Consider the following 16,303-nt stretch of genomic DNA (forward strand, 5'->3'; position numbering starts at 1 on the left):
GACCATCCCTAGCAATTGTTTGAGTTCTAAACGGACGGAAAGCTGAAGAGACAACTTATCTCTCGGCTTTTTTTATAGGCCGATGTAAGGTGTAAATTCTAACTTAATCAAAAAAATGGGTAGAAAATCTTTTTAGAGGTTGCAACATTTATATTTTACGAAAGCTAATCCCAAAACATAATAAGTTTCTATAGTAATAAGATTGTATCATCATCAATATATCAAATTAAAATTGGCTGGCCGAAGTCAGATAGAATACTGTCTTCAGACCAGCCAAAAAATTTAATTAAATGTGCTCTAACTTTTGGATTGTAGCACCGTTTTTTGTCTTTTTAATTCATCATTTCATTCCTGAAACATTGAAGCCTTTTAAAATATATTTCTGGAACATCATGAAAATCAAGATAACGGGGATAACCATGAAGGTAGAACCTGCCATTTGCAAAGCGTAATTACTGCTATATTGCCCTTTTAGTAGTTGCAAGCCAACGGAAAGTGTATAGTACTTCTCGTCGTTGGCAATAATGAGTGGCCATAGGAATGAGTTCCAGCCTGCGATAAATGTCAAAATCCCTTGAACAGCTAATACTGGACGCGAGATCGGGATGATAATTCGCCAAAAGATATAAAATTCACTTGCTCCGTCTAGTCGTGCCGCTTCAAGCAAGTCATCGGAAATGGTGGACATAAATTGCCGGAATAGGAAAATCCCAAAGGCGCCAACTAGGCCGGGGAGGATAATACCTGTCATTGTATTGGTGAGTCCCATCGCATTTAAAATTAAGTAGACCGGAATCATAGTTACTTGTCCGGGAATCATCATTGTAGCTAACACTAAATAAAATAGTTTGTTTTTCCCTTTAAATTTAAATTTAGCAAAACCATAGCCGGCCATTGCGTTGAAAAATAGGCCAATGAAAGAGAATAGCACGATAATAAGTGTATTTTTTAAATACACACTGAAGTTCATTTCAACAAACAACATTTTGAAATTTTCCCAAGTGAATGTTTCAGGCCAAATGGTTGGAGGAATTTTTAAAATTTCTGCATCCGTTTTAAAGGAGGAGAGAACCATCCAAATGAACGGCAAAATCATAAAAAATCCGCCAATCGTTAAAATAAGAATAACAATTAGTTTTGACATGCGAGATTTCTCTGTATATGGATTCATTTTTTTCTCCTCTCAAATTACATCGTATTATTTTTTCTTTGTAAACGGAATTGAATCAGAGTCACGATAATAATCGCGATAAACAGAATAAATGACCCAGCCGCCGCGTAACCGAATTTACTAAATTGGAAACCGTTTTGGTAGATGAAAAGGGCAACTGAATTTGTACTGTCTAGCGGCCCGCCTTTTGTCATAACAAACGGCTCTTCGAAGAATTGCAACCAGCCAATTAATGTTGTTACACTGACAAAGAAAATCGCAAAACTAAGAAGCGGTACGGTAATTTTAAAGAGCTGTTGGAAATTGCCGGCACCATCTAGTTGCGCTGCTTCGTAGTATTCTTTTGGAATACCTTGCAGGGCCGCTAAAAAAATGATCATATTGACACCAATGGCCCGCCATACAGCAAGAATAATTAAAGAGATTTTAGCAATCGTAGGATCTTGTAACCACGGAACTGGCGGCAAGTCAATGAGCGACAGCAAGTAGTTAAAAAGCCCAAATTGCGGGTTGTATAAATAGCTCCAAACAACGGCCACCGCGACAACGTTTGTGATGGAAGGTGTGTAAAAGATTAAGCGGAAAAATTGGAAAATCTTCGCTTGCGAAAAGTTAATCATAATCGCAATAGCAAGCGAACAAACGATGACAAGTGGAACACCGACAATAACATAAAATAGTGTGTTTCCAATGGATTTCAAGAAAACCGGATCCTGTAAAATATTGATATAGTTTTCAAATCCGATAAAATTAATTTTCGAAAAGTCCGCCAGTCCCGTTAAGTTGATGTCGGTGAAGCTAATAACAAAAGCGACGACAATCGGTATAAGGGAAAAAAGAATAAGTAAAATTAGCGCTGGCGAAATAAAGAAATAGGGTGTATGACGATTTAAAAACTGTTTCATGGCGCTCCTTTCTTATGAAAAAACGGGGCAAATTGCGCCCCGCGGTATTTTATTTCTTGAGTATATCGATGACTTGCTGATTATATGAGTCCATTTGTTCTTGTGGATCAGCACCGCCGCGATAAATTTGTTCCCAGTTTTTGAGGTACGTTTGCGCAATTTCTTCAAATTCTGGAATAAGTGGCATTGGTTCAGCGTCTTTCATTTGTTCACCAAACACTTGATAGAATTGGTCTTCTTTTAGTGTCTTATCTTCCCATGCTGCTTTACTTGCTGGCATTGAGTTTGTGTCTTTGAGCCATTTCAACTGAATATCTGGTTGGCTCATAAATTCCATAAATTTAAGTGCTTCTTTTTGTTTCTTAGAATATTTGAAGACAGTCAAGTTCGCGCCACCTAGGCTGGAGATGTTATTTTCCTTTTTAGGAAGAACAGCAGTTGCCCATTTTCCTTCGATATCAGGAATCGTTGTTTTAATGGTGTTAACCATCCACGGTCCACTGATGAACATAGGTACAATTCCGTCTCCACCAAATGTTTGGGCAGCATCCATGCCTAAATCAGTGTCAGGAGCAGAACCATTTTTTACGAAGGAATCTAAATATTTCACTGCATCTACAAATTCTTTTTGATTAAAAACGGGTTTTGTACTGTCATCTGTAAGAAGCTCAGAGCCGTTTTGACGACCGAACATAAAGCCTAGTGTTTGTTCGTTCGCGTCAACGTTAAGGCCATACATGTCTTTGCCACGTTTAGAAAGTTTTAAAGCAGCGTCGGAAAGCTCATCCCATGTTTTAGGGGCTTCGTTGTAGCCTACTTTTTTAAGTAAGTCGGTACGGTAGAATAAGACGCGCGTTTCTGCGTACCACGGAACACCGTAGTATTTGCCGTCAAATTCGGTTGTTTTTACTGAACCCGGGAAAAATTTGTCGGGATTCATGTTTTCACTCGCTTTAACTTCCTTCGAAATATCTTGAATAGCGCCAGCTTCTACAAATTCAGGCATCCAAGTCGTTCCCATTTGCAGAACATCTGGACCTTCTTTTGATGCGACAGCAGTTAGTAATTTGTCATGTGCATTTGCCCAAGGAATAACTTGTACTTTGACATCAATGCCACTTTCTTTCGTAAAGTCTTTGGCTAAGTCTTTCAGGGATTTTGCTTCATCACCCATTGCCCATACTGTTAAAGTATCTTTATCGCTAGACTCACTCCCACTTCCTGAACCACAAGCTGCTAACACTAAACTTAAGGATAAAACTAAAACAGACAAAACAATACTCATTTTCTTCTTCATTATTTTTACCTCCGTTTTTTATGACGCATTTTCACAAACTTGAAATTTTATAGAAACGTTTCGATAGGGTTATTATAATATGAAATGTAATCGGTTTCAACTATTTTTTTCTAAAAAAATCAAAAAAGGTATTTAAATGGCTCTATATAACGTTTTTTTGATATTGCGTTTGCCATGCTAATCAAATTCGGTTTTCGCCCATTTAATAGTAAGAAAAGTGATAATCGACGATAAAATCTTGTGAAACAATAAAAATGATTGACTATAAAAAAGAAAGCGCTTATACTGTTGTTATATTTAGATAGAAACGTTTCGATTTCAAAAGAAATTTAGGAGGCCGTTATGGATAAGAATCAGTTGGAAGATTTACTTGGAAAAATGACACTTGATGAAAAAATTAGTCAGATGATGCAACTTTCACCGATATTCTTCAAAGGAACCGAAATGCAGGGCGAAATTACTGGACCGATGGAAGAGCTCAATTTGACAGAAAGCATTATTCAAAATGCGGGTTCGGTTTTAGGGTCGAGCTCGAAAAAAGATATGTTACAAATTCAGGAAGAACATATGAAAACAAATCGCTTAGGAATTCCGCTTGTTTTTATGGCGGACATCATTCATGGGCATAAAACGATTTTTCCTATTCCGCTAGCACTAGGCGCATCTTTTAGTGAAGAGGTGGCAAGTGAAATGGCTCGAGTTTCGGCACTTGAAGCGACAGCAAGTGGGCATCATGTGACATTTTCTCCGATGGTGGATTTAGTTCGGGACCCGCGCTGGGGACGTGTCATGGAATCTACAGGCGAAGATCCACATTTGAATAGTCGCTTAGGTGCGGCGATGGTTCGCGGGTACCAAGGCGGAAATTTGCAGGAAGATTACACGCGCTTAGCTGCTTGTGTGAAACATTTCGCGGCATACGGAGCCCCGCAAGGAGGACGTGAATATCATACAGTTGATATGAGTAAACGCGAGTTTTATCAAAATTATTTACCAGCTTATCAGGCGGCACTTGAAGCGGGTGCGAAAATGGTGATGACGTCTTTCAATGTACTAGAAGGCGTTCCGGCGACTATGAATAAATGGCTAAATCGAGACGTTTTACGGCAAGAACTTGGTTTCTCAGGCGTGCTGATTTCAGATTGGGGCGCAGTGAAAGAAGTTATTAATCACGGGACGGCAGCTGATACGAAAGAAGCCGCAAAAGGCGCGCTCCTAGCGGGTGTTGACCTTGAAATGATGACGGAATGCTTTATTACAAATCTAAAAGAGCTCGTTGAAACGGGCGAGGTCTCGGAGGGGTTATTAGACGAAGCGGTGATGCGTATGCTCGTATTAAAAGAGGAGCTAGGGCTCTTTAAAGATCCTTATCGGGGATTAAAACGGGATTCGCGTAGCGGAGATATTTTGTCTGATGAGAACCGCCAAGTAGCAAGAAATGTCGCGCATGAATCAGCCGTGCTGTTGAAAAACAATGCAAACATTTTACCCCTTGCTTTCAACCAAAAAATCGCGTTGATTGGACCGCTTGCGGATAGTCAAGATGTTTTGGGCGGTTGGGTTGTGTACGGCGAACAGAAAGATGCGGTGTCGATGGCGGACGCCTTCTCGGGCAAATTCAGCGCCACAGAAATTGTGTCCACTGACTACGAGCAAATCTCGGAAAACGTGTTGCAGGAAGCGGAAGAGGCAGCCAAAAATGCGGACGTCGTCGTTTTATGTGTTGGCGAAAAAAGCGAGTGGAGTGGTGAGGCGGCAAGTCTTGCGACAATTCGCTTACCGGAGGCGCAATATGAGCTCGCTAAACGTGTTGCAAAGGCAAATTCGGCAGTCGTGACGGTTCTATTCAACGGTCGCCCGCTTGATATCCACGATTTAGTTGACCATTCTGAAGCGGTTTTAGATGTCTTTTTCCCAGGAACAGAAGCTGGAAATGCCATTTTTGATTTGCTGACGGGAGAAGTAAATCCTTCTGGGAAGCTATCGATGACCATTCCGCAAACAACTGGACAAATTCCAATTTTCTATAATGAGCTGCGCACGGGGCGCCCAAAAACGGCGCAAAACGCGGGTGAGAAATATTTGTCGCAGTATTTGGATATTCCAAATGAACCGCTGTTTCCGTTTGGTTTTGGGTTAAGCTATACGAATTTTGTGCTCAGCGAAATGGAAGTGGCGGACGAAATCGCGCTAGCGGATACGCTTCATGTAAAAGTGACGGTTCAAAATACGGGCGAATGCGCCGGCAGCGAAGTCATTCAAGTATATCTGCAAGATATTACAGCGAGTGTTTCCAGGCCGCTAAAAGAGCTTAAGGCGTTTCAAAAAGTGCGCCTAGAACCGGGTGAGAAAACGACACTTTCTTTCGCTTTAACAAAAGAAGATTTTTCGTTTTATTTACCGGATTTGACTGTGGTGCAGGAAGCTGGGCTTCACTGGGTGTTTATTGGAACGAGTAGTGTGGATGTGAAAAGTTTTGAGGTTAGGGTGGTTAGATGATTACAATTGGAAAAGGTCAATTTGAGGCGAAATTTTTTGAAACGGGGCACTTGCATGCGCTTTTGTATGACGGGGTGCTTGTGAATCAAGTATTGCAAAACCCGCTTGAAACGCGGTTAGGACAAATTTTCTTACGGGCGGACGGGAAAAGTTATCCGCTATTAAATGAAGACGCGACGTTTTCCTATCATGCGAGTGCGGTTAGCTATGCGGGTACTTTACCTGTTGGAAGCTATTTGGTAACTTTTCATATCCATGCAGATGGTTGGTTTTATGAGGTGGCAGCGGATATTCAAGGAAGTTATGATTTAATTTATATTCAGGATTTAGGGCTTGCTGATGTTTCGGCTGTTAGAACGAACGAGGCATACATGGCGCAGTACCTTGATTATAATGTGCTTGATACGGAGCGTGGGAAGGTTATTTTGACGCGGCAAAACCAGCCGCAAGCGGGGAATCAATTTCCGGGCGCTGAATTTGGTGCTTTAAGTAAAATTACACGGTTTGTGACGGACGGATTCGATTTTTACGGGACGGGCGTTAAACTTGGTGAAGCGCCGGAAGGACTTCTAGGCGACGGACTTAAAAATCGCAAATGGCAATATGAAATGGCGCTGGTCGGTTTACAAACGGAACTTTTGCAAGGGAAGGAAAAAACGTGTTTTTATGGGCTGCTCACGCGAAATCAAATGGAAGCGACTACATCTGTAACTTCTACCGCGAAACTAAACGCGCTTTTTGATAGTTTGGAAGAAAGCGATTTTCAATTGGGCGAAAAAATGGTGCGACAACACGGGCATGCGGCAGAAATTAGGGGCGAAACGGCATCTGCAAAATGGCTTCAGGCGCACTATCCAGCACGCCTGTTTGAAGAGCAGTCGGCAAACAAGACGCTGAGTTTTTTCACCCCAGAAAAAGCGCATGTTGTTTTAAAGGAAAAAGAACGCCTGGTGGAGCGTGCGCATGGCACGATTTTGCTTGATCAAGTTGATTTGCTCTCGCCGGAAAACACACTGGCGACAACGGTTTATATGGCGGGCGTATTCCAAACGCATGTGACGCTTGGGAACACGAACATGAATAAATTTAGTTCGCATCAGCGAAACGCGCTTAATTTGCTTCAAACGAGTGGCCTCCGAATTTATTTGCGCAAAACTGACGGGCTTCATCTGCTCACGATGCCGAGTGTATTCGAGATGCAGACGAACCGCGCGAAATGGATTTATCTGTTGGCTGATGACACACTTACAGTGGAAACAAAGCTTTCCAGTGGGAGCAAAAAAGTGCTTGTTACGATTCGTTCTGAGCAAAACAAAACGTATGATTTTATCATGACGAATCAAGTTAGCATGGGGCCAAATGAATACGAAAATGAGTTTTCACGGACGGAAACGGACGGCACGCTTATTTACAAGCCAAAAAACAACGTGCGCTATCCCAATTTGGCGTACCATATTTCCGGCAATTTTGACGAAGTAACAGATGAGCGTTTTATTGCGCATGCAGCGGTTAACACGGCTGATTTAGATTGCTTTATCTACTCGAAGAAAGAAAGCGCGCATTTTGAAGTTCAAGCTACGTTAGACGGTCGTTTTTTTGCCGAAAAAGAAGCGGATTTTGAGCAGTTTTATGATAAGCTACTTGGACAGTTCAAGCTTTCGCATGACTCCACTTTTGCTGAAAAGTACAATTTGACGGCTTACTGGTATGCGCACCAAATGTTGATTCACTATGCTTCGCCGCACGGTCTTGAACAAGGTAGTGGCGCCGCTTGGGGGACGCGTGATGTGTCGCAAGGGCCATTTGAATTTTTCCTTGCAACGGGACAAAAAGAAGTGCTTCGCAAACTTATTTTGAAAGTGTTTTCGCATCAATACGCCGAAACGGGTGACTGGCCGCAGTGGTTTATGTTCGATGAATACGTCGACATTCAGCAAGAAGAAAGCCACGGAGACGTCATCGTTTGGCCGCTCAAAATGGTCGGCGATTATCTGGCGCTTTCAGGAGATAAAACGATTTTGGAAGAAAGCATTCCGTTTATTTCGGCGAGAACAAAAGGATACACCGACTCGAAAGAAACTTTAAAGGCACACATCGAAAAAGCTGTTGCGACAATTGAAAGTCGCTTTATGAAAGGGACTTCGCTTTCCAATTATGGTGACGGCGACTGGGACGACACTTTGCAGCCGGCAAACAGTGAACTTAAAAAACGGATGGTTTCCAGTTGGACGGTCGCGCTGACGTACCAAGTGATGCAGCATTTGGGGGACGAAATGCCAGAGGGCAAACATTATGCGGAGCTTGCGGATGCAATTAAGCGTGATTTTAACAACTATATGCTTGGCACTACAGATGTCATTCCTGGGTTTGTGTATATGAAAGATGAAAAAACAGCGGAATTTATGATTCATCCGCAAGATAGAGAAACGAAAATTGATTACCGTCTAATTCCGTTAACAAGAAGCGTTATCGCCGAACTTGTGAGCGATGAGCAGCGCAAGAAAAATTTTGATATTATCGAAGAGCATTTGCTCCACCCTGATGGCGTCCGTCTGATGAGCGCACCGGCGCATTACGCGGGTGGTGTGAGCAAGCACTTTAAACGGGCGGAGCAAGCAGCAAACTTTGGTCGTGAGGTCGGTTTGCAATACGTTCACGCACACATTCGCTATATTGAATCGCTTGCGAAAATTGGGGACGGTCGCGCAGTGCACATGCTAGATGTGATTAACCCAATTCAAATTAGTGAGGTTGTACCAAACGCAGCTACGCGTCAAAGCAACACGTATTTTAGTAGTTCAGATGCGGCTTTCCTTGACCGCTACGCCGCGCAAGATGATTTCGCTGCTGTCGAAAAAGGAAGTATTCCCGTGAAAGGCGGCTGGCGCATTTATTCAAGCGGACCTGGCATTTACTTAAACCAATTGATTCGCTCCGTTTTAGGAATTCGCGAAACGGCAAATCATTTTGAGTTTGATCCTGTTTTACCGCGGGATTTAGACGGCCTTAAAGTGACGATGGAACTTTCTGGACGCACGCTAAATCTAACTTTCAAGTTGAGCACGGAAAAAGGGATTACTTTCGCAGGGGAAACGCGGCGTGAGCTTTTGCGTAATCCATACAGAGAGGGCGCTCTTTTTATCCCAAAAGCGGAACTTGAAAAAGGGGAGCATGCGCTTGAAATTTTGTTTACCAGCATTTAAGAAAATGTGTATAATATAATAAAATAGCGAAAAGGAAGCGATTTATTTGGTAGGAATTAAAGATATTGCAAAACAAGCTGGCGTTTCCATATCCACCGTTTCCTATGCGCTTAACGGAAGTTCGAAGGTGACGGAGAAGACACGGAAACGCATTCTAGCCATTGCGAATGAGCTAAACTATGTTCCAAACATGGCCGCACGCACTTTGAAAACACGCGAAACAAAAATTATCGGCGCCTATTTGGCGAACTACGGCGGAGCTTTTTACGGACCACTTCTTGATGGACTCACGGAAACGCTGCGCAAATTAGATTATGAACTTATTGCCCTCAGCGGGGAAAAATCGCAGCGTTTTTTACCGGAAAAAATGATTGACGGTGCCATCATATTGGATGCTACGTTTAAAACGGAAGATATTTTAAAATACGCTGATCGCGGCCACAAAATGGTTGTGCTTGACCGCGAACTGACGCACCCTAACATCCGCCAAGTCTTGCTAGATAACAAAGGAGGCGCCACTCTCGCTGTCGATTTCCTAAAAGAAGGGTTTAGCGGCGACTTTTATGTCATCAAAGGACCAAAAGATTCGTTCGACGGCAACGTCCGTTTTGACACCGCTCTCACGGAACTGGCGCGTTTTGATAGCGAAAAAGTCCACGTCATCGAAGGCGATTTTGAAGAAGCTTCTGGTGAGCTTGCCGCCGCCCAAATTGTTCGCGAATGGAAGCATCCCGTTTCGGTGCTTTCGCTTAACGACAACATGGCGATAGGAATGTACCGCTATTTCGCGAAACAAAATTTTGTCATTGGCCGCGATGTTCGCATTATCGGCTTCGATAACCGCGATGTCGGCGCCTATCTAAACCCGCGCCTAGCGACCATCGACTATTCCAAGTACAAATGGGGCGCTGTCGCCGCTGAAAAGCTCGTGAAATTGCTGCAACAAGAAGAAACTGAAAACGAAATCATTTACACGTCGCTCATTCGAGGCGGCTCAGTCGGGTAAATTAAGGTGACAAGCAAAACGTACAGCACGAAATCAGAGTGCAATTTGTCATCACTCTAGGGTAAAGCCATATGGTTTTACCTTTTTTTTTATGATATGATGAGCTTACTTAATGAATGAAAAAAGAGGAGATTTAATATGCAAAAAATTTGGCAGGAAAAATGGTTGGAACATGCATACGGTGAACCGACAGATATTCAAAACGCAATTTATGAGCCGCTTCAAAACGGGGACGATGTGATTGCGATTTCTCCGACCGGGACCGGAAAAACGGTTGCCTACACGCTACCAATTCTCGAAAAAATAGAAGCAAAACCACATACGCAGTGGCTCGTTTTGGCCCCAAGCCATGAACTTGTCATGCAAATTTCAGATACCATTAAAACGTGGGTGAAAGACGGTATCACTGTGCTCCCGATTATCGGCGGGGCGAACGTCAAACGTCAAATTGAAAAACTAAAAAAGAAACCGCAAATCATTGTGGCATCGCCTGGGCGCGCACTCGAACTCATCAAGCTAAAGAAAATTAAGATGCATGAAGTCAAGACGATTACGCTTGATGAGGCCGACCAATTGCTGCTGGCAGAAAATTTTAAAGCGACCATGGAGATTTTAGCTAGTAGTATGCGCGACAGACAACTGGTCCTCGTTTCGGCAACGAAACTAGATGATTCCGAACAATTTTTTAGACAAACCGAAAAAAAACCACTGTTCATTGAAGCGACACCAGTTGAGCGTGCGAATGAGAATGTGACCCACCTTTACATGGAAGTCGAAAATCGCGATAAGGCCACGCTCATACGCAGACTCGAACACGTTCCGGGCATGCGCGCGCTTGTATTTGTTCGCGATAAACCGAGAATGGATATTCTGTTAGAAAAACTCGCGTATGACGGGGTGAAGGCAGCTGGAATTCATGGCGACATACGCCGCGATGTGCGTAAAAAAACATTGCAAGCCTTCAAAAAAGCGGAATTAAATTTCCTTATCGTGACCGACGTCGCAGCCCGCGGCCTAGACATCCCAGACCTCCCGTACGTCATTCATTATGATCTTCCGAAAACAGAAAAAGAATATGTGCATCGTTCGGGACGAACAGGTCGAATGGGAAAAGCCGGAACGGTTATTAGTTTCGTCAATGAAAGAGAAACAAGAACGCTCAAGCAATATTTAACAGGCATAAATCAAACGGGAGAGCTTGTTCGTTTCTATAAAGGAAAACTTATGTCTGGTGCAGCACCGAAGAAAAAGTAAACGTCTTTTTTAACAACTTGAAAGGCGCTTACAAAAACGAGTATAATAAAGATGAATGAGTTTTTAAAGGAGCGAAGGGCATGTCGAGTAGAAAAGATGAAGTATTACAACACTTAAATGCGATGAATCAAAAAGTTTCAGCTGGAGATGTAGCAAATGCGCTAGGTATGGACCGGGCTAACGCCAGCAGGTACTTGAATGACCTATTTAAAGAAAACAAAATTGAAAAACTACCTGGGAAACCAGTTTTTTATCAAGCTTTAAAGATAGAAAGTGAAGTTGATGCTACCTCGAATGAAACAAGCGCTTTTGATCGTTTAATTGGTTCTAGTGACAGTTTAAAGGTTAGTATTCAACAAGCTAAAGCAGCGATTCTATATCCACCGCACGGTCTTCATACGCTTATTTTAGGGAAAACGGGTACTGGGAAATCGCTTTTTGCGGAATGTATGTATCATTTTGCGAAAGAGTCTACCATGATTTCGAAAACCGCTCCATTTGTATCGTTTAACTGCGCCGACTACGCACAAAATCCGCAGCTTTTATTTGGTCAAATTTTTGGCGTTATAAAAGGCGCATATACAGGCGCAGAGGAAACACGTTCGGGCTTGTTAGCAAAAGCAGATGGAGGTGTTCTCTTCCTAGATGAAATTCATCGCTTGCCGCCAGAAGGTCAGGAAATGCTCTTTACTTTTATCGATAAGGGGGAGTATCGTCCGCTTGGTGAAAGTTCAAAAGTGCATACCGCACAGGTGCAAATTATTGGAGCGACAACGGAATCGCCAGATAATTTTCTCCTTGAAACGTTTACTAGACGGATTCCGATGACGATTACGCTACCAGCACTTTCAGAACGCAATTTGGAAGAGCGCTATCAATTGATTGAATTTTTCTTGAAGCAGGAAGCGCGCCGGTTAAACCAGCCGATTCGCGTACATCGCCAAGCTCTAATCGCCTTTTTACTTTATCATGCAAGCGCCAATGTGGGACAATTGCAACGTGACTTAAAATTGGCGTGTGCGAAAGCGTTCTTACATTATAAAACGAAGGCGACAAACTACATTTTAATCGAACAGGACGATTTGCCCATCCATGTTCAAAAAGGTCTACTGCACATGAAAGACGAGCCTGAAAAGCTTAATCGCCTTATTGACGTGAATAAAACGATTTTTAAATTTGCCGATTCGAGCGAGGAAAGTGCGGCCAAATATACGAACGTAAATGATGTCTACCAAGCCATTCAAGATCGTGCTGACGAATTGATTAAAGAGGGGAAAAATCAGACAGAGCTCGAAGCTGCACTTTATGTGGACGTGGACCAATATTTCCACGATTATATGGTGCAACTTCCGACGCAACAAACGGCGAAGGAAATCATTGTCCCAGAAATTTGGCGGCTTACGGAGCGCGTATATGAAGTGGCGACAAACCGCCTAGAACGGCAGTATAATGACAAGATGCGCTTTGCTTTTGCACTTCATTTACAAAGCACAATTGAACGGATTCGCGAACAAAAACATATTATTCACCCCGATTTAAACAATGTTCGCAAAAAATATCCGAAGGAGTTCCAAGTTGCCATTGATATTTCTTCTTTAATTGAGCAGGAACTAGGCATTGAAATCCCATTTGATGAAATTGGCTTCTTAACGATGTTTTTAACAGCAGAAGTGGTTGAATCGATGTTTGTGAGTGAAGCGCAAGTGGAAGTTTTAGTCCTCATGCATGGCCGCTCGACTGCAACGAGCATGGTGGAAACGGTGCAGGAACTTTTAAGCATTGAAAGTGGTACGGCAATCGACATGCCGCTTTCGATGGAAGTGAAGACGATGTATGAAAAAGTTAAAAAACTGGTCGTCAAGTTAGATCCACAAAAAGGTGTGCTAATTCTTTCAGATATGGGCTCGCTCGCTTCGTTTGGGAACATGCTGACAGAAGAGCTCGGCATTCGGACGAAAACGGTGACTATGGCTAGCACGCCGGTTGTGCTTGAGGCAATTCGAAAGGCTTCGCTTGGCAGGGGACTTGAAGACATCTACCAAAGTTGTCAGCAATTGTTTGAAAACAAATATAAAGCACAAATTTTACGGGCGAAACCTGCTAAAAATGTTGTTATTTTTACTTGCTTCACTGGAGAAGGCGTTGCCGAACAGCTTCGGGCTCGTGTGGAACCGCTTATTGACCAAACGAAAGTGGAAATTATTGTTCTGCAATTTCTGCACAAAGAGGCGTTTCGTGAGCGCATTGATCAGTTGATGGAGGAATACAATATTTTAGCAATTATGGGTTCTGTTGAATTCCAGTATCGTGATATTCCATTTTTCAGTGCGCTTGAAGTCTTTTCAGATGGCGGCATCGACATTATCAAACGAATTTTAAATGACGAAGTACCTTATGAAAAATTAATTGCTTCTTTAAACGGAAATTTAACAGCTGTCGAGTCAGCGGAAGAGCTTGTTTATTTCTTGCGGAAAATCATTTCCGAGTTGCAAATTCAACTTAACTTAATTTTAGAACCGGGTGTTGACATCGGCATGATTTTACATTTAGCATTCCTAATTGAACGCATGCGCCTGGGTGCTGTTGACCGTGAGTTCCCAGATTTTAATGAGTTTGCGAAAAATCATTTAGTTGAGATGCAAGTCACCCAGCAAATGATGGAAAATGTGGAGCGCGAGTATAATATTACAGTGCCGCAATCCGAAATTGCTTATCTCACGCAAATGATGCTCGCGAATCGAATTGGTGCGGCAGACTAAAATATGCAGAAGTGTGTAGAAAGCTACACACTTCTACTGATTTTGTGTAAAAGAAAAAGAGGATACAGCAGGCATTTGAAAATAATGAAGTTGGCATGAAACTTGCATTCTAATAGTTTGTTGCTAAATTTCGATTTCGGAGGGTCAAAATGAAAAAAATTATGCTCATTTGTTCGGCAGGAATGTCAAGTAGCCTACTTGTAAAAAGAATGACTGAGGTAAGCTCTGAACGCGGGATTGAAACGGAAGTACTCGCTGTTGCTGAGGCTGATGTTCATAAACATATCCAGAATACGGACGCCGTTTTACTCGCACCGCAAGTTCGTTTTTTAGCTAAAAATTTAAAGAAAAAATTAGATCCACTTGGAATACCGGTTGAGATTATTGACAGCATAGACTTTGGCACCATGGATGGAAACAAAGTATTAGATCAAGCATTTCGAATGATGCAAGCGGATAATTAAAGAAAAGGACGTGTATAAAATGGAATTAGAACAAACTATTATGGGACTTATCGTTTTTGGAGGCAACGCAAAAAGCGATGCTATGCTCGCTATTGATGCAGCAAAAAAAGGTGATTTTGAAAAAGCCGACGAACAAATCAAATTAGCGGAGGAAGCTTTACTCGAAGCACATCATTCGCAAACGGCTTTAATCCAAGGAGAAGCTCGTGGTGAAAAAACAGAAGTGTCGCTTTTACTTGTGCATGCACAAGACCACTTGATGAATGCCATCACGTTTAAAGATTTAGCGAAAGAAATTGTTGAACTATATCGCACGAAATAAGAGAAGAGAGGGTTTTTGACTATGAGAAAATTAGGTATTTCGGTTTTCCCGCAACATGTTGCCTTAGAAGAATCACTACAATATATTGAAACTGCTGCAAAATATGGCTTCAGTCGTATTTTTACATGTTTAATTTCGGCAAACGATAAAGAAGAATTCGCGAAACTCGAAACGATTTGTAAACGCGCGAATGAGCTCGGTTATGAAGTTATTGCCGACGTTGATCCGACTGTTTTTGAATCGCTTAATGTTACTTATCAAGAACTTGACCGTTTTAAAGAAATCGGCTTATCTGGTTTACGCCTTGATTTAGGTTTTTCGGGCGCGGAAGAAGCGGCAATGAGCTTTGATGACAACGATTTAATGATTGAATTAAACATTAGTAACGGTACACGTTATGTTGAAAATATTTTATCTTATAAAGCAAATGTGGCAAACATTATCGGTTGCCATAACTTTTATCCAAGACGCTACACGGCGCTTTCACGCGAGCACTTCTTACGTACGAGCAAGCAATTTAAAGATTTAAACTTAAGAACGGCTGCTTTTGTTTCTTCAAACAGCGGCGAATATGGTCCGTGGTTCGTTGTAGACGGGGGACTTCCAACGCTTGAGGAACATCGCGGCGTGGATATTACTGTTCAAGCGAAAGATTTGTGGAATACCGGTTTAATTGACGATGTTATTGTGGGGAACATGTTCGCATCTGAGGCGGAGCTAAAGGCACTCGGTGAACTGAACCGCAACGAATTACAAATCGCAGTTGAATTTTTACCAGGAACAACTGCTGTTGAAAAAGAAATCGTGTTGACGCAAAAACACTTCAACCGTGGCGACGTTTCCGCTTATGTTATCCGTTCAACGATGACGCGCGTAAACTTTAAAACGCATGATTTCCCAGCTCATGATACGGAAAAACTTGCTTTAGGTGATGTGACAATCGATAACAACGGCTACGAGCGTTACAAAGGCGAAATGCAAATTGCTCTCCGTGATATGGAAAACTCTGGCAACACAAATATCGTGGCCCGTGTCGTTCCAGAAGAACGCTATTTGCTTGAAAATATTCTTCCGTGGCAACATTTTAGATTGGTGGAGAAATAAGATTAAGAAAAAGTGGTCGCGGAAGCGACCATTTTTTAGTAGAATGATTTATACAACTTTAATTGTTTAAAATAAAAGAGTTTAGGATATAAATAAACAAAAATCCAGTGAAATCCATTTCGAAAGATGGAATTATTACTGGATTTTTGCTTACCTATGTTTCTTTTTATAGATGTCCTGAGAGGGAATCGAACCCACGACCTACAGCTTAGGAGGCTGTCGCTCTATCCTACTGAGCTACCAGGACAAAAGCCTAACGAATTAATTTTATCAAACTAAGAGCGACTTTTCAAGGAAATAAAAAGCGCGTGATCCTTAT

General features: G+C 42.2%; 11 protein-coding genes and 1 tRNA gene. 8 read left to right on the top strand and 4 right to left on the bottom strand.

All coding sequences use genetic code 11. The features are described 5' to 3' along the window. Positions 1-340: 340 nt before the first annotated feature. The 3 genes from CFS60_RS10775 to CFS60_RS10785 are packed head-to-tail and all read right to left on the bottom strand — an operon-like array spanning position 341 to position 3,373. Positions 341-1,171 (bottom strand): carbohydrate ABC transporter permease, encoded by an 831-nt coding sequence (locus CFS60_RS10775; RefSeq protein ID WP_088810890.1) that lies wholly within the window; start codon positions 1,169-1,171, stop codon positions 341-343. A gap of 17 nt (positions 1,172-1,188) precedes the next feature. Next, the gene (locus CFS60_RS10780) at positions 1,189-2,076 is read right to left on the bottom strand and encodes a carbohydrate ABC transporter permease (RefSeq protein ID WP_088810891.1); all 888 of its coding nucleotides are present in this window, start codon (positions 2,074-2,076) and stop codon (positions 1,189-1,191) included. 49 nt (positions 2,077-2,125) lie between these two features. After that, positions 2,126-3,373 carry a sugar ABC transporter substrate-binding protein gene (locus CFS60_RS10785; protein ID WP_088839243.1) on the bottom strand — a complete coding sequence of 416 codons (1,248 nt, stop codon included), beginning with the start codon at positions 3,371-3,373 and terminating at the stop codon, positions 2,126-2,128. 342 nt (positions 3,374-3,715) lie between these two features. Here CFS60_RS10785 and CFS60_RS10790 point away from each other — a divergent pair, with 342 nt between their 5' ends. From CFS60_RS10790 to CFS60_RS10825, 8 genes are all read left to right on the top strand, one after another. Continuing rightward, a complete protein-coding gene (locus tag CFS60_RS10790; RefSeq protein ID WP_088839244.1) occupies positions 3,716-5,872 on the top strand; it encodes a glycoside hydrolase family 3 N-terminal domain-containing protein in 2,157 nt (718 codons plus the stop codon). Then, positions 5,869-9,075: a GH36-type glycosyl hydrolase domain-containing protein gene (locus CFS60_RS10795; protein ID WP_179946608.1), complete on the top strand. Its 3,207-nt coding sequence runs from the start codon at positions 5,869-5,871 to the stop codon at positions 9,073-9,075. Before CFS60_RS10790 ends, CFS60_RS10795 begins: the two co-directional genes overlap by 4 nt. A gap of 46 nt (positions 9,076-9,121) precedes the next feature. Continuing rightward, positions 9,122-10,081 (top strand): LacI family DNA-binding transcriptional regulator, encoded by a 960-nt coding sequence (locus CFS60_RS10800; protein ID WP_088810894.1) that lies wholly within the window; start codon positions 9,122-9,124, stop codon positions 10,079-10,081. A 138-nt stretch (positions 10,082-10,219) separates the two neighbouring features. Then, positions 10,220-11,335, top strand: coding sequence for a DEAD/DEAH box helicase (locus CFS60_RS10805; RefSeq protein WP_088810895.1), 1,116 nt, complete (start codon positions 10,220-10,222; stop codon positions 11,333-11,335). An 80-nt stretch (positions 11,336-11,415) separates the two neighbouring features. Further along, positions 11,416-14,094, top strand: a complete 2,679-nt coding sequence (locus tag CFS60_RS10810; protein WP_088810896.1) for a sigma 54-interacting transcriptional regulator — start codon at positions 11,416-11,418, stop codon at positions 14,092-14,094. Between the two features lie 149 nt (positions 14,095-14,243). Further along, positions 14,244-14,558, top strand: a complete 315-nt coding sequence (locus tag CFS60_RS10815) for a PTS sugar transporter subunit IIB (protein WP_088816223.1) — start codon at positions 14,244-14,246, stop codon at positions 14,556-14,558. Between the two features lie 19 nt (positions 14,559-14,577). Further along, on the top strand, positions 14,578-14,880 hold the full coding sequence (locus CFS60_RS10820) for a PTS lactose/cellobiose transporter subunit IIA (protein ID WP_088810898.1): 303 nt from the start codon (positions 14,578-14,580) through the stop codon (positions 14,878-14,880). Positions 14,881-14,901: 21 nt separating this feature from the next. After that, complete coding sequence (locus tag CFS60_RS10825) at positions 14,902-15,984, top strand: DUF871 domain-containing protein (RefSeq protein ID WP_088816224.1); 1,083 nt, start codon at positions 14,902-14,904, stop codon at positions 15,982-15,984. Between the two features lie 173 nt (positions 15,985-16,157). Here CFS60_RS10825 and CFS60_RS10830 read toward each other — a convergent pair. After that, positions 16,158-16,231, bottom strand: a tRNA-Arg gene (locus tag CFS60_RS10830). Positions 16,232-16,303 lie beyond the last annotated feature (72 nt).

This window comes from Listeria sp. ILCC792 (assembly GCF_900186135.1).
Classification (GTDB): Bacteria; Bacillota; Bacilli; order Lactobacillales; family Listeriaceae; genus Listeria; species Listeria goaensis.

What these genes read in the sequence shown, in the direction of transcription:
- CFS60_RS10775 (WP_088810890.1), bottom strand. Translation starts at nt 1,171, where the DNA reads ATGAATCCATATACAGAGAAATCTCGCATGTCAAAACTAATTGTTATT.
- CFS60_RS10780 (WP_088810891.1), bottom strand. Translation starts at nt 2,076, where the DNA reads ATGAAACAGTTTTTAAATCGTCATACACCCTATTTCTTTATTTCGCCA.
- CFS60_RS10785 (WP_088839243.1), bottom strand. Translation starts at nt 3,373, where the DNA reads ATGAAGAAGAAAATGAGTATTGTTTTGTCTGTTTTAGTTTTATCCTTA.
- CFS60_RS10790 (WP_088839244.1), top strand. Translation starts at nt 3,716, where the DNA reads ATGGATAAGAATCAGTTGGAAGATTTACTTGGAAAAATGACACTTGAT.
- CFS60_RS10795 (WP_179946608.1), top strand. Translation starts at nt 5,869, where the DNA reads ATGATTACAATTGGAAAAGGTCAATTTGAGGCGAAATTTTTTGAAACG.
- CFS60_RS10805 (WP_088810895.1), top strand. Translation starts at nt 10,220, where the DNA reads ATGCAAAAAATTTGGCAGGAAAAATGGTTGGAACATGCATACGGTGAA.
- CFS60_RS10810 (WP_088810896.1), top strand. Translation starts at nt 11,416, where the DNA reads ATGTCGAGTAGAAAAGATGAAGTATTACAACACTTAAATGCGATGAAT.
- CFS60_RS10815 (WP_088816223.1), top strand. Translation starts at nt 14,244, where the DNA reads ATGAAAAAAATTATGCTCATTTGTTCGGCAGGAATGTCAAGTAGCCTA.
- CFS60_RS10820 (WP_088810898.1), top strand. Translation starts at nt 14,578, where the DNA reads ATGGAATTAGAACAAACTATTATGGGACTTATCGTTTTTGGAGGCAAC.
- CFS60_RS10825 (WP_088816224.1), top strand. Translation starts at nt 14,902, where the DNA reads ATGAGAAAATTAGGTATTTCGGTTTTCCCGCAACATGTTGCCTTAGAA.